General features: G+C 62.8%; 18 protein-coding genes. 14 read left to right on the plus strand and 4 right to left on the minus strand.

Annotated elements, in window-relative coordinates:
• Positions 1–74 precede the first annotated feature (74 nt).
• Together ABIE33_RS25780 and ABIE33_RS25785 are read right to left on the minus strand one after the other, a co-directional pair.
• Positions 75–860, minus strand: coding sequence for a helix-turn-helix domain-containing protein (locus tag ABIE33_RS25780; protein WP_429130648.1), 786 nt, complete (start codon positions 858–860; stop codon positions 75–77).
• Between the two features lie 48 nt (positions 861–908).
• Positions 909–2,327, minus strand: coding sequence for an alanine/glycine:cation symporter family protein (locus ABIE33_RS25785; protein ID WP_429130649.1), 1,419 nt, complete (start codon positions 2,325–2,327; stop codon positions 909–911).
• A gap of 187 nt (positions 2,328–2,514) precedes the next feature.
• Between ABIE33_RS25785 and ccoG the strand changes: the two genes are divergently transcribed.
• The 7 genes from ccoG to ABIE33_RS25820 all read left to right on the plus strand — a co-directional run bounded on the left by ccoG (position 2,515) and on the right by ABIE33_RS25820 (position 10,103).
• Entirely contained in the window at positions 2,515–4,089 is a 1,575-nt protein-coding gene (gene ccoG, locus ABIE33_RS25790; protein WP_429130650.1) for a cytochrome c oxidase accessory protein CcoG, read from the plus strand.
• Positions 4,086–4,583, plus strand: a complete 498-nt coding sequence (locus tag ABIE33_RS25795) for a FixH family protein (RefSeq protein ID WP_429130651.1) — start codon at positions 4,086–4,088, stop codon at positions 4,581–4,583. Before ccoG ends, ABIE33_RS25795 begins: the two co-directional genes overlap by 4 nt.
• Positions 4,580–6,871 (plus strand): cation-translocating P-type ATPase, encoded by a 2,292-nt coding sequence (locus tag ABIE33_RS25800; RefSeq protein WP_429130652.1) that lies wholly within the window; start codon positions 4,580–4,582, stop codon positions 6,869–6,871. Before ABIE33_RS25795 ends, ABIE33_RS25800 begins: the two co-directional genes overlap by 4 nt.
• Positions 6,868–7,026 carry a cbb3-type cytochrome oxidase assembly protein CcoS gene (ccoS, locus tag ABIE33_RS25805; RefSeq protein WP_025427340.1) on the plus strand — a complete coding sequence of 53 codons (159 nt, stop codon included), beginning with the start codon at positions 6,868–6,870 and terminating at the stop codon, positions 7,024–7,026. The genes ABIE33_RS25800 and ccoS overlap by 4 nt, the downstream gene beginning before the upstream one ends.
• A gap of 180 nt (positions 7,027–7,206) precedes the next feature.
• Positions 7,207–8,637, plus strand: coding sequence for an NADP-dependent phosphogluconate dehydrogenase (gndA, locus tag ABIE33_RS25810; protein ID WP_429130653.1), 1,431 nt, complete (start codon positions 7,207–7,209; stop codon positions 8,635–8,637).
• 314 nt (positions 8,638–8,951) lie between these two features.
• Positions 8,952–9,359, plus strand: coding sequence for a lysozyme inhibitor LprI family protein (locus tag ABIE33_RS25815; RefSeq protein ID WP_429130654.1), 408 nt, complete (start codon positions 8,952–8,954; stop codon positions 9,357–9,359).
• A gap of 249 nt (positions 9,360–9,608) precedes the next feature.
• Positions 9,609–10,103, plus strand: a complete 495-nt coding sequence (locus tag ABIE33_RS25820; protein ID WP_429130655.1) for an HIT family protein — start codon at positions 9,609–9,611, stop codon at positions 10,101–10,103.
• A gap of 67 nt (positions 10,104–10,170) precedes the next feature.
• On the opposite strand, the gene ABIE33_RS25825 is transcribed toward ABIE33_RS25820, so the two are convergent.
• Positions 10,171–10,617: a GNAT family N-acetyltransferase gene (locus ABIE33_RS25825; protein WP_429130656.1), complete on the minus strand. Its 447-nt coding sequence runs from the start codon at positions 10,615–10,617 to the stop codon at positions 10,171–10,173.
• A gap of 136 nt (positions 10,618–10,753) precedes the next feature.
• Positions 10,754–11,812: a LacI family transcriptional regulator gene (locus tag ABIE33_RS25830; RefSeq protein WP_429130657.1), complete on the minus strand. Its 1,059-nt coding sequence runs from the start codon at positions 11,810–11,812 to the stop codon at positions 10,754–10,756.
• Between the two features lie 473 nt (positions 11,813–12,285).
• Here ABIE33_RS25830 and ABIE33_RS25835 point away from each other — a divergent pair, with 473 nt between their 5' ends.
• From ABIE33_RS25835 to ABIE33_RS25865, 7 genes are all read left to right on the plus strand, one after another.
• The gene (locus tag ABIE33_RS25835; RefSeq protein WP_429130658.1) at positions 12,286–13,521 is read left to right on the plus strand and encodes an ABC transporter substrate-binding protein; all 1,236 of its coding nucleotides are present in this window, start codon (positions 12,286–12,288) and stop codon (positions 13,519–13,521) included.
• A gap of 216 nt (positions 13,522–13,737) precedes the next feature.
• The gene (locus ABIE33_RS25840) at positions 13,738–14,646 is read left to right on the plus strand and encodes a carbohydrate ABC transporter permease (protein ID WP_429130659.1); all 909 of its coding nucleotides are present in this window, start codon (positions 13,738–13,740) and stop codon (positions 14,644–14,646) included.
• A gap of 124 nt (positions 14,647–14,770) precedes the next feature.
• Positions 14,771–15,598, plus strand: coding sequence for a carbohydrate ABC transporter permease (locus tag ABIE33_RS25845; protein ID WP_429130688.1), 828 nt, complete (start codon positions 14,771–14,773; stop codon positions 15,596–15,598).
• 4 nt (positions 15,599–15,602) lie between these two features.
• On the plus strand, positions 15,603–16,694 hold the full coding sequence (locus ABIE33_RS25850) for an ABC transporter ATP-binding protein (RefSeq protein ID WP_429130660.1): 1,092 nt from the start codon (positions 15,603–15,605) through the stop codon (positions 16,692–16,694).
• A 90-nt stretch (positions 16,695–16,784) separates the two neighbouring features.
• Positions 16,785–19,259, plus strand: a complete 2,475-nt coding sequence (locus ABIE33_RS25855) for a beta-mannosidase (RefSeq protein WP_429130689.1) — start codon at positions 16,785–16,787, stop codon at positions 19,257–19,259.
• Between the two features lie 7 nt (positions 19,260–19,266).
• Positions 19,267–19,956, plus strand: coding sequence for a D-lyxose/D-mannose family sugar isomerase (locus ABIE33_RS25860; protein ID WP_429130661.1), 690 nt, complete (start codon positions 19,267–19,269; stop codon positions 19,954–19,956).
• A gap of 20 nt (positions 19,957–19,976) precedes the next feature.
• Positions 19,977–20,738, plus strand: a complete 762-nt coding sequence (locus ABIE33_RS25865; RefSeq protein ID WP_429130662.1) for a sugar phosphate isomerase/epimerase family protein — start codon at positions 19,977–19,979, stop codon at positions 20,736–20,738.
• The last annotated feature ends 9 nt before the right edge of the window (positions 20,739–20,747 follow it).

The raw sequence follows: 20,747 nt of genomic DNA on the forward strand, positions 1-20,747 counted from the left end.
TCGTCGCCTTGTCTTTGCCGTTGCAATCAAGGGGTAGCACCACAGGGCGTCGCCGTCTTGAACGAAACGGCCAGTCAGTTCGCGAGCTGACGCTGGATTTCGCGCGGCGAGAGCGACGTCAGCTCCCGGGTCTCGCGCGTCAAATGGGCCTGGTCGGAGTAGCCAGCATCGAATGCAAGCGCGGTCAGGCTCGCCTGGACATCGCTTCGGCAGGCGGCGAGAAACCGCTGCAGGCGGAGAATGCGGTCGAGCGTCTTGGCGCCATAGCCGAAGTGTTCGTGGCAACGGCGGCGTAGCGTGCGTTCGCTGGTGCCTGTCGCCTGCGCCAGCAGCCGGATCGGATTGTCCGAAGCCGGACGCCTCTGTCGCAGCTCAATCAGGCAGGCGGCGATGTCGGCAGGCGGGGCGGCGATTGCCGGCAGTCTTTGTTCTGCCGCCTGAGCAAGGATCGTGGCACGCGCTGCCGTGCTGCCGGCCTCGGCCATTTGCGTGTGGAGTTTATCGGCGGCAGCACCCCAGAAGGCGTCGAGCGGCACGACGGTGCCGGTCAGCTCGCAGAGTGGCGTGCGCAGCCAGGAGGCCGCGATGCCGGCGCGAAAGCGCAGGCCAACGACGGTCTCGCCCGGCCCGATCACCGGAAAAGCCGCGACCCTGTCTGGCCCGGCGACCGCGAGGCCCCGGCTCGACCAGATGATATCGACACAGCCATCGGGAACGACAGCCATGGGCGAGGGCGGACCCCCTGATATGGCGTGGCTCCAAAGGCATTCCACATGGGCTGCAAGCGAAGCCGGCGCCGAGCGCTCGCGGTAGATGCCGCAGCGCTTGGCAAGCGTCATTGGCTGAAGCGTCCCGTGCATTCCTTGATCTCCGTCAGCGGCCAGTCCCGTTGCAGGGCTCCCGCCGCCCTAGTCGCGCGACCAGATCTCGCCGTCGATCTGCCCCTGCAATTCCGGGTAGTCGGCGGCATGGAAGACCGGTTCGACACCCTGCTTGCGCTGGGCGAAATAATCCTTCGTCAGCTTGGCAATGGTACCCGACAACAGCAGGATGGCAATCAGGTTGATCGTCGCCATCAGGCCCATCGAGGCATCGGCGGCGTCGAACACGGTGGCGATGCTCTCATAGGCGCCCCACACGACCATGGCGAGAACGGCGCAACGCATGATGGTGATACCGAGACGGTTGGCGCCACCGAGATAGGTCAGCGCATTCTCCGCGTAGGAATAGTTGCCGATGATCGAGGTGAAGGCGAAGAAGAAGATCGCGATGGCGATGAAGTAGCTGCCCGCCCAGCCGATATGGACGTTCATCGCCGCCTGAGTGAGCTGCGTGCCGGTGATGCCGGAGCCGGGCTCCAGCGTGCCGGACAAAAGGATCATCACCGACGTCGCGGTGCAGATCAGAATGGTATCGATAAAGACGCCGAGCGACTGCACGAAACCCTGCGATGCCGGGTGATGCGGAACCGGAGTGGCGACGGCTGCGATATTCGGGGCGGAGCCCATGCCGGCCTCGTTGGAGAAGAGGCCGCGCTTGACGCCGTTCATCATCGCGGCGGTCACGCCGCCAGCGACGCCGCCTGCGGCTTCCTGCAGGCCGAAGGCGCTGGAAATGATGGTCCAAAGCACGTTCGGTACCAGCGAGGCATTGGCGATCAGCACATAGACCGCGGTCAGGAGATAGGCACCAGCCATGAACGGCACGACGATTTCGGCAACGCGGGCGATCTGGCGGATGCCGCCGAAGATGACGACGCCGGAGAGCGCGGCAACGGCGATGCCGACCGCGATCTTCGGAACGCCGAAGGCGCCCTGGACGGCATCGGCGATCGAGTTGGCCTGGACCGCATTGAACACCAGACCGAAGGACAGGATGAGGCAGACGGAGAAGGTCGTCGCCGCCCACGGCGCATTGAGACCGCGGGCGATATAGAAGGCCGGACCGCCGCGATATTGGCCGTTCTCGTTCTTGACCTTGTAAAGCTGGGCCAGCGCGCTTTCCGCATAGGCGGTCGCCATGCCGACGAGCGCGACCATCCACATCCAGAAGGTGGCACCCGGTCCGCCGAGGTAGAGCGCGACGGCCACGCCGGCGAGATTGCCGGTGCCGACGCGCGAGGCGAGGCTAACGGTCAGCGCCTGGAAAGGGCTGATGCCGGCCGCATCCTTCGATCCGCCGCTGCTCAACACACGGAACATCTCGCCGAAATGCACGATCTGGGGAAAGCCGAGCCGGATTGTGAAGAAGATGCCGACGGCAAGCAGGCCATAAATGAGCACATAGCCCCAGAAGATCGTGTTTAGAAAGCCGATGATCGTGTCCATGCGGTCCTCGTTGGTTTGATGGGATGTCGTGGTGTGGCGATTGCCATCAGGTCGCGCGGCACGAGGCCCGGACGTTTCGACGCATGCGGGCGCTTTAGCCTGCAAACTTGACACAGATCAACGTTTCCGCCGGCCAAATCAGGCAAAACGGGGTCCAATACGCGATATATTCGGGGATTTCCCACACATGCAGCCTCAATCCGTCACAAACGCCCCCATCGTCGAACGCCACGAGGCCGAGGCGGTCAAGGCGGCGCATGTGCGCAAGCCGCTTTACGAGAAGCGCAAGAAGATCTTTCCGAAACGGGCCGAGGGACGATTCCGCCAGTTCAAATGGCTGGTGATGCTGGTGACGCTCGGCATCTACTATCTGACGCCCTGGATCCGCTGGGACCGCGGCGAGCATGCGCCCGACCAGGCGGTGCTTATCGATATCGCCGCTCGCCGGTTCTATTTCTTCTTCATCGAGATCTGGCCGCAGGAGTTCTTCTTCGTGGCCGGGCTTCTGGTGATGGCCGGCTTCGGCCTCTTCCTGGTGACATCCGCGGTCGGGCGCGCCTGGTGCGGCTACACCTGTCCGCAGACGGTTTGGGTCGATCTGTTCCTCGTCGTCGAGCGCTACATCGAAGGGGACCGCAACGCGCGCATGAAGCTTGATGCCGGGCCGTGGACAGCCGCCAAGATCGTCAAGCGGGTGACGAAACACTCGATCTGGATCCTGATCGGCATTGCCACAGGCGGCGCCTGGATCTTCTATTTTGCCGATGCGCCGGCATTGCTGAAGAGCTTCGTCTCGCTCGAGGCGCCGACGATCGCCTATATGACCGTCGCGATCCTGACCGCCACCACCTATGTCTTCGGCGGGCTGATGCGCGAACAGGTCTGCACCTACATGTGCCCGTGGCCGCGCATCCAGGCGGCGATGCTCGACGAGAACTCGCTCGTCGTTACCTACAACGACTGGCGCGGCGAACCGCGTTCGCGCCACCAGAAGAAGGCGGCTGCCGCCGGGGAGAGCGTCGGCGATTGCGTCGACTGCAATGCCTGCGTCGTCGTCTGTCCGATGGGCATCGATATCCGCGACGGCCAGCAGCTCGAATGCATCACCTGCGCGCTTTGCATCGACGCCTGCGACAACGTCATGGACAAGCTCGGCCGTGAGCGCGGGCTGATCGCCTATGCGACGCTTAGCGACTACGCCTCCAACATGGCGCTTGCCACCAACGGCGGCACGACGGCGATCGACCCGGGCCGGGTGCGCGATGCCGATGGCACGTTCGTCGACAAGGTCAGGCATTTCAACTGGAAGATCGTCTTCCGGCCGCGCGTGCTTGTCTATCTCGGCGTCTGGACGCTGGTCGGCATCGGCCTGCTCTATGCGCTTCTGGCGCGCGACCGGCTGGAGCTCAATGTGCTGCATGATCGCAACCCGCAATTCGTGCTCGAATCGGATGGATCGGTGCGCAACGGCTACATGGTCAAGCTCTTGAACATGATCCCCGAACAGCGCACGATCACGCTCACCATCGACGGCATGCCGTCGGCGATGATGCGCATCGCCGGACAGGCACCAGGCGACGGCCGCAGCTTCGCGGTCGGCGTCGATCCGGACAAGGTGACGGCACTTAAGGTGTTCGTAACGCTGCCCAAGGAAAAACTCGGCGAGGCGGAAGACGGCTTCAGCCTGATCGTGGAGGACCCGTCGAGCCATGAGCGCGATGTCTACAAGGCCAACTTCAACAGCCCGGGAGCCGCGAAATGACCGCTAACCAAGGCAGGCAACCTCGTGTCTTCACCGGATGGCATATGCTCGGCGTCATGGTGCTGTTCTTCGGCACCATCATCACCGTCAACCTGATCATGGCCTGGAACGCAAGCCATAGCTGGAGCGGGCTCGTCGTCCAGAACACCTATGTCGCCAGCCAGCAGTTCAATGGCAAGGTGAAGGAGGCCCGCGCCTTTGCGGCAAGCGGCCTCGACGGCAAGCTTAGCTTGGAGCCCGGTGCCGTCCGTTACACGCTGACGCGGCAGGGCAAGGCGGAGACCTCGGCCGACAAGGTGGTTGCTGTGTTCAAGCGTCCGGTCGAGGAGCACGAGGACGTGCAGGTCGAGATGGCGCATCAGGGCGAGGGGGTCTTCGTCGCGGCAACCGACCTCAAGCGCGGCCAATGGATCGCCGATATCACCGCGACGTCGGGCGACAAGGTCGTTTACCGTCAGGCCATTCGCTTCATCGCGCCGGGAGAGCGCCCATGAGCTGCTGCGCCGTCGGCGCCGAGACCGCGCTGGAGATCGATAGAAGTGGCCAGGGCCTGCCGAGCTCGGAAGAGCTGTGGCTGACCAGCCGTGCCCTCGGCGGCGGCCTTCGCCAGACCGACCTCAGCGTGCCCGGCATCCATTGCGGCGCCTGCATCACCACGATCGAATCTGCCCTGAAGACCCGGCCGGAGGTGGAGCGCGCCCGCGTCAACCTTTCCTCGCGCCGGGTTTCGATCGTCTGGAAGGAAGACCTATCCGGCGAGCGCACAGATCCGCGCGAACTGGCGCGCGCCATCCGCGAGCGCGGCTACGAGACGCATCTGTTTGCCCCCGGCGAGGAAGAGGGCGATACACACTTGAAGCAACTGGTGCGCGCCGTGGCCGTCGCCGGCTTTGCCTCCACCAACATCATGCTGCTCTCGGTCTCGGTCTGGTCCGGTGCCGAGGCGGCCACACGCGATCTCTTTCATTGGATTTCGGCGCTGATCGCCGCGCCGACGCTGATCTATGCCGGCCGGTTCTTCTATGCGTCCGCCTGGAATGCGCTGAAGCATGGGCGCACCAACATGGACGTGCCGATCGCGCTGGCGATCACGCTCTCCTACGGTATCTCACTCTATGAGACGATCACCCACGGCACCCATGCCTGGTTCGACGGCACGGTGATGCTTTTGTTCTTCCTGCTCATCGGTCGCACGCTCGACCATATGATGCGCGGTCGCGCCCGCTCTGCGATCAGCAGCCTGGCGCGCCTGTCGCCCCGCGGCGCAATGGTGGTCGATGCCGATGGCGGCCGCGAATACCGGCCGGTCGACGAGATCAAGCCGGGCGAACGGCTGGCGATCGCCGCCGGCGAGCGCATCCCCGTCGACGGGCGTATCCTGGTCGGCTCGAGCGACCTCGACCGGTCGATCGTCAACGGCGAAAGCGCGCCGGCGCCGGTGCATATCGGTGACACGGTCGAGGCCGGCACGCTCAATCTGACGGGACCGCTGACGATCGAGGCGACGGCTGCTGCCCGCGACTCGCTGCTCGCGGAAATCATGGGCCTGATGGAGGCTGCCGAAGGGGGCAGGGCGCGCTACCGCCGCATCGCCGATCGTGCCGCGCAGTATTATTCGCCGGCGGTTCACCTGCTGGCATTCCTGAGCTTCATCGGCTGGATGTTCATCGACGGCGATTTTCATCACGCCATGCTGGTTGCCGTCGCCGTCCTGATCATCACCTGCCCTTGCGCGCTTGGGCTCGCGGTGCCGGTTGTGCAGGTCATTGCCGCCGGGCGGCTCTTCCAGAACGGCGTCATGGTCAAGGACGGCTCGGCCATGGAGCGGCTGGCCGAGATCGACACCGTGCTGTTCGACAAAACCGGCACGCTGACCGCCGGCGAGCCGCGCCTTACCAACGGTGCCGAGATCAAGCCGTCAGTGCTGGCGACCGCTGCCGGCCTTGCCGTGCACTCGCGCCACCCGCTGGCGATGGCCATCCACGATGCGGCTCCGGTCGCGCCGGTTCTTTCCGGCGATATCCGCGAAATCCCCGGTGCCGGCATCGAGGCTGTGACGGCAGACGGCATCTATCGCCTCGGCAGCCGCGCCTTTGCCTGCGGCGACGCCGGCGAGGCGAGCGGCCAGTCGGAGGTGATCCTGTCGCTCGACGGACGCGAGCTTGCCTGCTTCCGTTTTGAAGACCGGCTTCGGCCGCTGGCGCGCGAAAGCGTCGACAAGCTTACCCGCATGGGATTTGCGACCGGCATTCTGTCGGGCGACCGCGAGCCGGTCGTGGCAGCGCTCGCCCGAAGGCTCGGTATCGAGCGCTGGCGCTCCGAACTGTCGCCGCGCGGCAAGGTCGACGAATGCGCGGCTGCGGCCGACGGCGGCCACCGCGTGCTGATGGTCGGCGACGGCATCAACGACGCGCCGGCGCTGCGCGCCGCCCATGTATCGATGGCACCGGCAACTGCTGCCGATGTCGGCCGGCAGGCTGCCGATTTCGTCTTCCTGCACCAGGGCCTCGACGCCGTGCCGATGGCGATCGACACCTCGCGCCGCGCCGGCCGGCTGATCCGCCAGAACTTTGCGCTGGCGATCGGCTACAACATCATCGCCGTCCCGATCGCCATCATGGGTTATGCCACGCCGCTGATTGCCGCTGTTGCGATGTCGACGTCGTCGGTGATCGTCGTTGCCAATGCGCTGCGCCTGCGCGCCAGGATGGGGAAGGCGAGCGCAGTGTCCGCCGAGCGGCAGGCGCCGACGCGGCTTGGCGCGATCGGAAGCGCCTCATGAACACGCTGATCTATCTCATTCCGATCGCATTGTTCTTAGGGGGACTTGGTCTCGTCGCCTTCCTCTGGGCGCTAAAGAGCGGCCAGTACGAAGACCTCGACGGCGCCTCTTGGCGCGTACTCGACGATGGCGACGGCAAGCCCGAAAAGGAGTGATTTTCTTAGGAATGGCTTGTCGTTAATCGATTTGAATGCCAAAACAGCCTCCGCCGTCGCATCTCGCGTCCGCCCCTTTCCCGAGGGGCAATGCGAGGGCGCGAAGTTCAATTCGAGGGGCCGGCTCCCACGCGTTTATCCAGATCGCGTCCGGCTCTTCTGTCCAATGGAGGCAATCACGTGTCACAGGCGGAAATCGGCCTTATCGGTCTCGGTGTCATGGGCTCGAACCTGGCGCTCAACATCGCTGAAAAAGGCAACAAGATCGCGGTCTTCAACCGCACCGTCGAGGCGACGCATAAATTCTACGCGGAAGCCGGCGAACTTCAGGGCCAGATCGTGCCCTGCGACACCATCGAAGAGTTCGTTGCCGCCATCCGCCCGCCGCGCCCGATTATCATCATGATCAAGGCCGGTGAGCCGGTCGATCAGCAGATGGAAATCCTCGAGCCGTACCTTGCCAAGGGCGACATCATGATCGATGCCGGCAACGCCAACTTCCGCGACACGATGCGCCGCTTCGACGCGTTGAAGGATTCGGGCCTGACCTTCATCGGCATGGGCGTTTCCGGCGGTGAAGAGGGTGCGCGCCATGGCCCGTCGATCATGGTCGGCGGCACGGAAGAGTCCTATAAGCGCGTCGAGACGGTGCTGACCTCGATTGCCGCCAAGTACGACAACGACCCGTGCGTCGCCTGGCTCGGCGAAAACGGCGCCGGCCACTTCGTCAAGACCATCCACAACGGCATCGAATATGCCGACATGCAGATGATTGCCGAAATCTACGGCATCCTGCGCGACGGCCTGAAGATGACGGCCGGCGAAATCGGCGAAGTCTTCGGCGCCTGGAACAAGGGCCGCCTGAATTCCTACCTGATCGAGATCACCGAAAAGGTCTTGAAGGCAGCGGATCCGCTGACCGGCAAGCCGATCGTCGACCTGATCCTCGACAAGGCCGGCCAGAAGGGCACCGGCAAGTGGTCGGTGATCGAAGCGCAGAACATGGGCGTTCCGGCAACCGCGATCGAAGCGGCCGTTGCCGCACGCAGCATCTCGTCCGCCAAGGAAGAGCGTGAAGCCGCCGAGAAGATCCTCGGCCTGCCTGATGTCGGCGAGTTCAAGGTCACTGATAAGGCAGCCTTCATCAACGACCTGGAAAATGCGCTGCTGGCCGCCAAGATCGGCGCCTATGCTCAAGGCTTCGCCGTCATGTCCGCCGCCTCGAAGGAGTTCAGCTGGTCGCTGCCGATGCCGACGATTGCCAAGATCTGGCGCGCCGGCTGCATCATCCGCTCGCAGTTCCTGGATGAAATCACCACGGCCTTCACCAAGGCGCCCGATGCTGCCAACCTGATCGTCACGCCGGCCTTTGCGGCCATGGTCAAGGAAACCGACGCAGCACTCCGCCGCGTCGTTTCGGCAGCAGCCCTCGGCGGCCTGCCGGCGCCGGCACTCGCCTCGGCACTCGGCTATTTCGACAGCTACCGCCGCGGCCGCGGCACCGCCAACGTGATCCAGGCCCAGCGCGACTTCTTCGGCGCCCACGGTTTCGATCGCGTCGATGGCGCTGATGCCCACCACGGCCCGTGGGGCAGCGGCCTCAACACCTGAGCGCGTCAAGATTGGAACTTCGAACGGGGCGGCTTAGGTCGCCCCGTTTCATTTGGTGACCGATCCCCATCCATTCACACGGTTGTATGGGGCTGCAATATCAGTATGCAGTATATGGCCTTTCCTGGTGCGACCGGTGATTGAATCTCTGATGAAGTCGAAGAGAGGCCATCATCAGACGATCATGGAAGCTGCGGATAGCGGCGGCGACAGCATGTCGAGCGAGACGCTGCTCATATGACGGCTTGCATAGCAGTAACGGGTTTATTCATCTCAAACGCGAGCAGGGTCATTTCAAACGGAGGCCAAGTTCCATGAAGATTTCACTGCTGACTGCCGCCCTGGTTTTGGCAACGTCCACGTCCGCACTTGCCGATCAAAATTGCGGCGACCTGACGAACCAAACCGACATGAACATATGCGCCGGCAAAGCCTATGAGAAATCTGACGCCGAACTGAACTCGCTCTACAAGCAGATCGAGACACGACTAAAGGACGACGCGGATACCACAAAACTGCTGGTAGCAGCTCAGAGGGCTTGGGTCGCGTTTCGCGATGCCGAGTGCAATTTTTCAAGTTCCACGGTTGCGGGCGGCTCCGTGTATCCGTTCATTTCCAGTTCCTGCCTCGACGGCATGACCCAGATACGCATCGAAAACCTCAAGGGTTACCTGAAATGCACCGACGGTGACCTGGACTGCCCGGTTCCGGCCGCGAATTGATCCGCCGAATCACCAGGCTGTTTCGTGCCACAGGCCCGCGAGCGGTTGTTGTTTGGCGGAGTGAGGGAGTATGAGTGGTGTTGCCAATGGTCGGACAGATGCCGGCGGCGTTGCTTGAGGCTTGTCGCCGTCATCCCTGGGGGAGTGGATACACCTTGCTGCCGCAAGCGGGCTGCGCGCCGGCGGGTTGCCCCGTTGCTTCGTGCCATCTCACGGGGAAGATTGCCCGCGGTTTCAAAGGATTGGTGGATGAAGACACCTGGTGAGTTCGCGATCTACGAGACGCAGCACTGGAGCCTTGGTCACCGGGTTGACAGCGCGCTACCGGGCTATTTGATGCTCGGGTCGAAGATCGACACCAACAATTTGGCCGATCTTCCTGCCGAGGCGCTGACATCGCTCGGGCCGATGCTGGCAAGAGGCCAGGATGCGCTGCGCCGGCTGTTTGAACCCAAGCGGATCTATATCGGGCGCTATGGCCATATGCCCGGCTATCCCATCCACTTTCACCTGATCCCGATTTACGACTGGGTCGAACGTCTGTTCTGGCAGGACGCGCGCTATCGGTCGCTGGAACTGTTCGCCGAACCGTCAGATGAGGCAGGCACGGACGGGGCAGATCTGACACTCTTTGTTTGGCGCGAGTTTTGCGAGCGTCCCGTTCCGCCGGCAGGCGAGGGACCGTCCGTATCGGAAGCCATCGTGATGCTGCGTGCCGCATTCGAGCCGCTCGAAACGAACTGAGGTCCAAGCTTGCCTGCCGCCCGATCCTCCGCGCGATGGATGCGAACTGCACGCGGCCGTCGGCACGCTATTTCGCGCGGCGTTTCTCGTAGCGAACGTCGCCGTTCGCCATTGTGTCGACGTGGATCCAGCCGTGCTTGCGGTAGAAGCCATTTGCACGGATGTCGTCGCGGCCGTCGGTTTCGAGCCAGATCGTTTCATGGCGACGGAAGAGGGCAGTTTCCGCCTCCTGCAAGAGCAGTCGTCCAAGGCCGAGCCCTTCGAAAGCCGGGCTGACGAAGAGGGCGAAGACGCAGCCGTCTTCGTCGTCGATCGACGAGAACGCGGCCGGGCTGCCGTCGACCTCAGCGAGCCAGACGCCGGCGTCGGCCGCCAGCGTCTCGATCAATGTCGCAGGCGTGATGCCCATCTCCGAAAGCTGTTCGCGCGAGAGGTGGTTCTGAACGACGCTGGTGCGGATGTCGAAGATCGGCTCGACGTCTTCAGCTCTGGCTTTTCTGACGACAATGTTCATCACGGACCCTCTGCTTCATGCTCGGGTGCCGTTTGGCGCTCCGATGTCGGTGCGTCAACAGGTTGCCGCATGCCGCGACAAGCTTATCGGCGAGGGTGCCGCAAATGCCACAGGCCGCTGTCGCGCGACGAGGCCGCTACCGTTTGATCGATACCGGGACAGCGGATTGAAGCTCGGGCTGGCTGAGGCTTTGCAGCGTCTCGGACGGCTGGCCGTCGATATGGCCGATCACCGCCTTGGCGAGTTCGCGCCCGGCAACCCGGATGTCCTCGTACATGGTCACCACTTCGGGGCGAAGCCAGCGCAGGAAATCGCTCGGCACCTTCGACACCATGTCGGCATCCTTGCCGAGCGTCTTTTGGGCGGCCTCCAGCCCGGCGATCAGCGCGATTGCGCCGGAGCCGCTGCCCGAAACGATGCCGTCAGGCGGATCGTCCGAGCGCATCAGCGTTTCGAACGCATCGCGGATCTCGACCAGCGTGTGATCGATGTTGATATGGTGGAAGCTGACCGGATCCGCCTGGAAATCGCGAAGGCCGCGCTCGAATCCGGCGCGCATGTGGGAGTAGAAGGTCAGATGCGGTGGCGGCTCCAGCAGCACCAGGCGTTTGCGGCCACGCTCCACCAGCTCGCGGACGGCCTCATAGGCAAAACGCTCGTTGTCGAAGTCATGATAGGGGTGGACGACGCCCATCTCGGTACGGCCATGGGTGACGAAGGGCAGGCCGCGCTCCGTCAGAAGCGCCACGCGCGGGTCGTGCGGTTCCGTGCGCGAGATGATCACGCCGTCGGCAGCACCCGTGTCAAGGATGTAGCGGATTGGCGCCAGGGCATCCTTGGTGGCGCTATAGGGGGTGACGACCAGGTGGTAGGGCGTGCCGGCCAGAACCTCGGTAATGCCGACGACCATCGGGCTGGTAATGCCCATGATCTCTTCTTCCAACGTCAGCACCAGGCTGATGACATTGGTCTTGCCCGTTCTCAGGCGCACGCCGGCGCGGTTGGGCTGGTAGCCGATCTGCTTGGCGACGAGGCGAACGCGCTCCTTGGTTTCGGCGCCGATATCGGGCGCATCCTTCAAGGCGCGCGAAACAGTGGTAATGCCGAGCCCGGTCATGAAGGCGATCGTCTTCAGCGTCGGCCTGCCGCCATCCGGCGGCGGCGTCAGCGGTCTGTTCTTCGTCTTGCTGTCCATCGCCGTTACCACGCCCGCCCTTGCCGTTGTCGCCCGCTGTCCCATTTAGCGTCACTTCCCCGCCTTATATACGAAATGTGACGGGGAGCTATCCTGCTATGGAGGTACGGCGCTCAGACAAATCTGTAACGATACAGTAGCGCTGTCGAGCATTTTTGTTGCTGCGCTGCGGCGAATGAAACACTCTGGTTGAGTACGCTGCGTTGCGGCGGGCTTTTTGCATTTGCGAGAGAGCATATGCAGCAGAATGGCGACTGTTTCTTACAATTGTCTGCAAAATCATAGATATAGCGACGTCATAGGTCCGGTTTTCGTTGGTCTATCCGTGAAGGTCTCGCGCCGCCTTGATGCCCCCAAATGCGCTCTTGGGTTGCAGTAAATGTTTCTATTTAAATTCATTGGGGTGGGAGTTGCGGACCGGGATCGTTTCCTCTAAGTTTTTTACGGTAACGTTACAGTGAGGGAGGAGACTCATGAATTTACGTTCTTTCGCGGCCGCTTTGGCGGTGACGGTGGCGCTGCCGCTTGGAGCGGCAAGTGCTGCCGATCTTGAGGTGACGCATTGGTGGACGTCGGGTGGTGAGGCTGCTGCCGTCGCCGAGTTCGCCAAGGCATTCGATGCGACCGGAAACCATTGGGTCGACGGTGCCATCGCCGGCGCCGGCAGCACGGCACGGCCGATCATGGTCAGCCGTCTCACCGGCGGCGATCCGATGGGCGCCACGCAGTTCAACCATGGCCGCCAGGCCGAGGAACTGGTCGAGGCCGGGTTGATGCGCGACCTGACCGACGTTGCGACAAAGGAAAACTGGAAGGACATCATCAAGCCGGCGAGCCTGCTCGATTCCTGCACCATCGACGGCAAGATCTACTGCGCGCCGGTCAATATCCATTCCTGGCAGTGGCTTTGGCTGTCGAATGCCGCCTTTAAGCAGGCGGGCGTCGATGTGCCGAAGAACTGGGACGAGTTCGTCGCAGCCGCGCCGGCGCTTGAAAAGGCCGGCATCGTGCCGCTCGCCGTCGGCGGACAGCCGTGGCAGTCGGCCGGCGCATTCGACGTCCTGATTGTAGCCCTTGCCGGTAAGGACACGTTCCTCAAGGTCTTTGGCGACAAGGACGAGGAAGTCGCAGCCGGTCCGGAGATCGCCAAAGTGTTCAAGGCCGCCGACGATGCGCGCCGCATGTCCAAGGGCACCAACGTTCAGGACTGGAACCAGGCGACGAACATGGTCATCACCGGCAAGGCCGGTGGCCAGATCATGGGCGACTGGGCGCAGGGCGAATTCCAGCTTGCGGGCCAGAAGGCCGGCACCGACTACACCTGCCTTCCGGGCCTCGGCGTCAATGAAGTCATCGCGACGGGTGGCGACGCTTTCTATTTCCCGGTGCTGAAGGATGAGGAAAAGTCCAAGGCGCAGGAGGTGCTGGCATCGACGCTGCTCAACCCGGCGACGCAGGTGGCGTTCAACCTGAAGAAGGGCTCGCTGCCGGTGCGCGGCGACGTCGATCTGGCTGCAGCTAACGACTGCATGAAGAAGGGCCTGGACATCCTTGCCAAGGGCAACGTCATCCAGTGGACCGACCAGCTTCTGTCGACGGACAGCCAGAAACAGAAGGAAGACCTCTTCGCCGAGTTCTTCGCCAACCCCTCCATGACGCCGGAAGATGCGCAGAAGCGCTTTGCCGAGATCATTGCTTCGGCGGACTGATTGAGCCTTCCTTGATCCGCCGGTCCCACCTTTGGGCGGGGCCGGTCAAGGCTCCCTTGCGGCACGAAACGTTCAGGCGGACCAGCGTGCCTTTGCCTGGCAGGGGCATTGGGGAGTGGCTTCAACGTGGCAAGGCGGTTTTCGGGCGGCGGCTCATTCGCCGTTATCGACGCCGCCTGCCATCTGAAATTCAATGCAGTTCCGGAGGAACGAAACATGGCGGGTCACACACGCGGTTCGGGTCGGCCGAACCAGTGGCTGCGGAACCTGAATGCGAAGCTGGCCTCTATCCCGATGATCCTGACGGCCGTGGTCATCTTTTTCGGCGGCACGATCTGGACGGTGGTCTATTCCTTCACCAATTCCAAGCTGTTGCCACGGCTTTCCTTCGTCGGCCTTGATCAATACGAGCGGCTGTGGGCCGCGCCGCGCTGGCTCATGTCGGTCCAGAATCTGGCGATCTATGGCCTTTTCTCGCTGGTCTTCAGCCTGGCCATCGGCTTCCTGCTGGCGGCGCTGATGGATCAGAAGATCCGGTTCGAAAACACCTTCCGCACGATCATGCTCTATCCCTTCGCGCTGTCCTTTATCGTGACGGGACTCGTGTGGCAGTGGCTGCTCAATCCGGAATACGGCATCCAGTCGGTGGTGCGCTCGCTCGGCTGGACGAGCTTTGCCTTTGACCCGCTCTACAATTCCAACATCGTCATCTACGGCATCCTGATCGCCGCCCTCTGGCAGGGAACCGGGCTCGTCATGTGCCTGATGCTCGCCGGCCTGCGCGGTATCGACGAGGATATCTGGAAGGCTGCCCGCGTCGACGGCATCCCGATGTGGAAGACCTATCTTTTCGTGATCATCCCGATGATGCGCGGCGTCTTCATCACGACGCTGGTGATCATCGCCAGCGGCATCGTCAAGGTCTACGACCTCGTGGTGGCGCAGACGAGCGGCGGCCCGGGCATCGCCTCGGAAGTGCCGGCCAAATACGTCTACGACTATATGTTCCAGGCGCAGAATCTGGGGCAGGGCTTTGCCGCCTCGACCATGATGCTCATCACCGTCGCCATCATCATCGTGCCTTGGGCCTATCTCGAATTTGGGGGAGGGCGCAAGCGTGCCTGAGATCGTCGCTTTCAACGCTATTGCCGCAGGCATCGAGCCCGAGGCGGAAAAGGGTCAGGCCCGGGCGACCCTGTCGGGACCCCGCGGTCGCAAGCCGCGCCGGGCACTTTCGGGCCGCAACATCATGATCTACGGCACCCTGATCGTCGTGGCGCTCTACTATCTGCTGCCGCTCTACGTCATGGTCATGACATCGCTGAAGGGCATGCCGGAAATCCGGCTCGGCAACATCTTCGCGCCACCGCTCGAAATCACCTTCGAGCCCTGGGTCAAGGCCTGGTCGAGTGCGTGCACCGGCCTCAACTGCGACGGCCTTTCGCGCGGCTTCTGGAACTCGGTGCGCATCACCGTTCCCTCGACGATCGTGTCGATCGCGATTGCCTCGGTGAACGGCTATGCGCTAGCCAACTGGCGCTTCAAGGGCGCCGACCTGTTCTTCACCATCCTGATCGTCGGTGCCTTCATCCCCTATCAGGTGATGATCTATCCGATCGTCATCGTGCTGCGCGAGCTTGGCGTCTATGGTTCGCTGACCGGCCTGATCATCGTGCATACCATCTTCGGCATGCCGATCCTGACGCTTCTGTTCCGCAACTATTTCGCCGGCCTGCCGGAGGAACTGTTCAAGGCAGCGCGCGTCGATGGCGCCGGGTTCTGGACGATCTATTTCAAGATCATGCTGCCGATGTCGATGCCGATCTTCGTCGTGGCGATGATCCTGCAGATCACCGGCATCTGGAACGACTTCCTGTTCGGCGTGGTGTTCACCCGTCCGGAATATTACCCGATGACCGTCCAGCTCAACAACATCGTCAATTCGGTGCAGGGCGTGAAGGAATACAACGTCAACATGGCGGCAACCATCCTCACCGGTGCCGTACCGCTCATCGTCTACTTCGTCTCCGGGCGGCTATTTGTCCGCGGCATCGCCGCCGGCGCAGTGAAAGGGTAAGGGCATGGAAAACGTCAGCGTATCGGTCAAGGATCTGTCGTTGAGCTTCGGTGCCGTCACTGTGCTCGACACGCTCAACCTCGACATCAAGGATGGCGAATTCCTGGTGCTGCTCGGGTCGTCCGGCTGCGGCAAGTCGACCTTGCTCAACTGCATCGCCGGTCTGTTGGATGTCAGTGAAGGCCAGATCTTCATCAAGAGCAAGAACGTCACCTGGGAGGAGCCGAAGGATCGCGGCATCGGCATGGTGTTCCAGTCCTACGCGCTCTATCCGCAGATGTCGGTGGAGAAGAACCTTTCGTTCGGGCTCAAGGTCGCCAAGCTGGAAAAGGCCGAGATCGACAAGCGCGTCAGCCGTGCCGCCGAGATCCTGCAGATCCAGCCGCTGTTGAAGCGCAAGCCGGCGGAACTTTCCGGCGGCCAGCGCCAGCGCGTGGCGATCGGCCGGGCGCTGGTGCGCGATGTCGACGTGTTCCTGTTCGACGAGCCGCTGTCGAACCTCGACGCCAAGCTGCGCTCGGAGTTGCGGGTCGAGATCAAGCGGCTGCATCAATCGCTGAAGAACACGATGATCTATGTGACCCACGACCAGATCGAGGCGCTGACGCTCGCCGATCGCATCGCGGTCATGAAGAGCGGCGTGATCCAGCAGCTTGCCGACCCGATGACGATCTACAACGCGCCGGAAAACTTGTTCGTCGCCGGCTTCATCGGCTCGCCGTCGATGAACTTCTTCCGCGGCGAGCTGCAGTTGAGGGATGGGCGCGCCTTCGTGCATGCCAATGGCGTCGATTTCGACGTATCGGCCTATCCATCGCGCGGGGCCGTCAAGGCCGGACAGAAGGTCGTTCTGGGCGTCAGGCCCGAGCATGTGCGCGTCGACGAGGCATCGAACGGCCAGGCGTCGCATCAGGCTGTTGTCGATATCGAGGAGCCCATGGGCGCCGACAACCTGCTCTGGTTGAAGCTTGCCGGCCAGTCGATGTCGGTGCGTATCGGCGGCCAGCGCCGCTACAAGCCGGGTACCGCGGTCACGCTTTCCTTCGACATGGCGGTCGCCTCGATCTTCGACGCGGTCAGCGAAAACCGTCTGTGACACTGAGGAAATGCGCCGGGTTCCATCATCCGGCGCGTTTCGACACACTGGCATGCCGGCACTATCGCCGGGGATAAACGGAATATGGAAATGCTTTCTGAGGACCTGAATCGAACCGCTGTCCACCTCGACCTTTCAGGCGAGTGGCAGCTCGCCTCCAGCGATAAAAGCCTCGCGACCATGATGGCGCTGCCAGGTGACGTGCACACGGCGTTGCAGAAGGCCGGCGTCATCGACGATCCCTATGTCGGTCGCAACGAGGACGACGTACAGTGGGTGGCGCACAAGGATTGGGTGATCGAGCGCACGGTATCGATCGACGCCGCTGATCTCGGCGGCTACTGGTATCTAGACCTCGAATGCATCGACACGGTTGCCTCGGTCTTCGTCAACGATCGGCTCGTGCTCGAGGCGGACAATTGCTTCCGCCGCCACCGACCCGATGTTTCGCGCGCGCTGGTAGCCGGTGAGAACCGTATCCGCATCGCGCTGCCGTCCTCGATATCAGAGGGCGCGCGCCGGCAGGCGGCGCAACCGTTCTACGTGCCCTACCACCCCGGCAATTCGCCGATCGCCAATGGCAACATGTTGAGGAAGCCTCAGTGCCATTTCGGCTGGGACTGGAACATCGCGATCGCGCCGCTCGGCGTTTACGGCACGCTGGCGCTGCGGCGGCTGGAGATCGCCCGCATCGAGCACGTGACGACAAAGCAGATCTGGCTCGAGGATGGTTCGGTCGATCTGCAGGTGACAGTGACGCTGTTTGCCGATGGACCCGGCATCGTGCCGGTTCATTTCTCGCTCGACGGCCAGAGGGAACGGCTCGATTGCGCCGTCGGTGCCGGGGAAACGCGCATCACCCACGTCTTCACCGTCACAGAGCCGAAACGCTGGTGGCCGGCCGGCAGCGGCGAGCAGAACCTTTCCGTGCTTGCGGTCGAGGTGCCGCAGGAGCAGGTGAGCCGCCAGATCGGTTTCCGCACGATAGAGCTTCTGACCGACAAGGACGAGGCGGGCAGCCGTTTTGCCTTTCGTGTCAACGGCCGCGAGATCTTCTGCAAGGGGGCCAACTGGATCCCGGCCGACGCGCTGATGTCGCGGGTGACGCCTGATGGTGTCGAGGACCTGCTCACCTCGGCGGTCGATGCCAACATGAACATGATCCGCGTCTGGGGCGGTGGCTTCTACGAGCCGGACTGGTTCTACGATCTCTGCGACCGGCTGGGTCTGATGGTCTGGCAGGACTTCATGTTTGCCTGCAACCTCTATCCCTCGACGCCCGATTTTCTCGAGAATGTCGCCGCCGAGGTCGACTATCAGGTCAAGCGCCTGTCGTCCCATCCGTCGATCGCGCTCTGGTGCGGCGACAACGAGCTGGTCGGCGCGCTCACCTGGTTCGACGAACCGCGCAAGGACCGCGATCGTTATCTCGTCTCCTATGACCGCCTGAACCGCACGGTGGAGGTGGCGCTGAAGGCGGCACTTCCCGAGGCTCTATGGTGGCCATCAAGCCCGGCATCCGGCTATCTCGATTTCGGCGACGCCTGGCATTCTGATGGGTCCGGCGACATGCACTACTGGTCGGTCTGGCACGAGAACAAATCCTTCGACAATTACCGATCCGTGCGCCCGCGCTTCTGCTCGGAGTTCGGCTTCCAGTCCTATACCTCGATGCCGGTGATCCGGCAGTTCGCGGCGGAAAAGGATCTCAATATCGCAGCCCCAGTGATCGAGAGCCACCAGAAGAATGTCGGCGGCAACGAGCGCATCGCCGGCACGATGTTTCGCTATTTCCGCTTCCCAAAGGACTTTCCTGCCTTCGTCTATCTCAGCCAGATCCAGCAGGGCCTGGCGATCCGCACCGCCGTCGATTACTGGCGCTCGCTGAAGCCCCATTGCATGGGCACGCTCTACTGGCAGCTCAACGACACCTGGCCGGTCGCCTCCTGGTCGAGCCTCGATTACGGCGGCAGCTGGAAGGCGATGCATTACATGGTGCGGCGGTTCTTCCAGCCCGTCTGTGTTGCCGCCATTCCGTCGACGGACGGCAAGGAGATCACGTTTTCGATGGTCAATGATACGGCCGGGCCGGTGACGGTGGAGCTTCAGGCCTTCATCGTCACGCTCGAAGGCGTACGTACGCCACTGATCGCGGCGGCCGGCACCTGCTCGCCGGACCGGGCGGCAACGCTGGTGAGCATCGCAGCGCGCGACATTCCGGACAATGCATTGCTGTTCTGGTCCTTCGAGGCGTCGAACGGCATGCGCGGCGAGGGACATCATGTGCCTGGCACCTACAAGGCGCTCGACCTTCGGCCTTCCGGGCTGTCGCTTGAGGTCCTGCCGGTCGGCGACGGCGCTTACGACGTCTCGGTCAAGGCGAGCGGCCTGGCGCTGCATGTGATGATCGAGGCCGATGTCGCCGGGCGCTACTGCGACAATGCCTTCGATCTCATCGCCGGTGAAAAGAAGGTCATCCGCTTCACGCCGAAGGCGCCGCTTGCCGAAGGCATGCTGCCGCGGTTTACCGCCTTCGATCTCGAATCCTGCCAGGGAAAGGGGTGATCCCACGATGAAACGCAGCCACGTCAACGACATCATCGCCCGCAGCGATGCCTTCATGCGCAGTTTCGGCTTCACGCTACCGCCCTTCGCCTATTGGTCGCCGGAGGAAATGAAGTCGCGCGTCGCTTCGGATTGCCCGACGATCTACGATGCCCGGCTCGGCTGGGACATCACCGACTATGGCAAGGGCCGCTTCGACGAGTTCGGGCTTGTGCTCTTCACCCTGCGCAACGGCGATGCCTCGAACCTGAAGACGGGGCAGGGCATGGTCTACGCCGAGAAGCTGATGATCACACGCAACGGCCAGGTCAATCCGCTGCATCGGCACGCGATCAAGACCGAGGACATCATCAACCGCGGCGGCGGCACGCTGGTGCTGCAGATGTACAATTCTCGGTCCGACGGCACCGTCGACGAGGAAAGCGACGTCGAGGTCGCGACCGATGCACGGCTGCGGCGGCTGAAGGCCGGCGATCTCCTGAAGCTGTTGCCTGGCGAAAGCGTGACGCTATTGCCCGGCAACTGGCACGCCTTCTGGGCCGAAGGCGGCGACGTGTTGATGGGCGAGGTCTCGACCGTCAACGACGATCTTACCGACAACTACTTCCGCGAGCCGGTCGGTCGCTTCTCGGCGATCGAGGAGGACGCGAGCCCCATCCATCTGCTGGTGTCGGACTACGACGCCTGGATCAAGTGATTTCCCGAGGAGGATTTTCAATGAAAGACGTCAGTTTCCAGCTCTATAGCGCCCGCAACTTCCCGCCCTTCGCCGATGTGCTGAAGGCGATCGGCGAGGCAGGATATAGCCAGGTCGAAGGCTACGGCGCGCTCTATGCGGCGCTCAGCGATGCGGAGATCGCAAGCTTCAAGCACGGTCTCGACGAGAATGGCCTTGCCATGCCGACGGCCCATTTCGGCCTGGACATGCTCGAAAGCGATCCGGCGCGCGTGCTCGAAATCGCCAAGGCGCTCGGCATCCGGGCGATCTATTGCCCCTATCTCCTGCCCGAACATCGCCCGACGGATGCTGCCGGCTGGCGTGCCTTCGGCGAGAGGCTTCAGGCTGCCGGCAAGCCCTACCGCGATGCCGGCCTGATCTTCGGCTGGCACAACCATGATTTCGAATTCTTCGCCCTGCCGGATGGCAGCATCCCGCAGGACCTGATCTTTGCGGGCGGACCGGATCTGTCCTGGGAGGCCGACATCGCCTGGATTATCCGCGGCGGCGCCGACCCGATCGCCTGGATCAAAAAATATGCCAACCGGATCACCGCAGTGCACGTGAAGGACATTGCGCCTGCGGGCGAGAAGAAGGACGAGGACGGCTGGGCCGATGTCGGCGAAGGCACGGTCGACTGGAAGGGCCTGTTCCAGGCACTCTCCGGCACCAAGGCACGCTACTTCATCGCCGAACATGACAATCCGAGCGACTTCCAGCGCTTCGCCAAGCGCTCGCTCGCCTCCATCCAATCCTACTGAGAACAGGTT

The organism is Ensifer sp. 4252, assembly GCF_050434565.1.
Lineage (GTDB): Bacteria > Pseudomonadota > Alphaproteobacteria > Rhizobiales > Rhizobiaceae > Ensifer.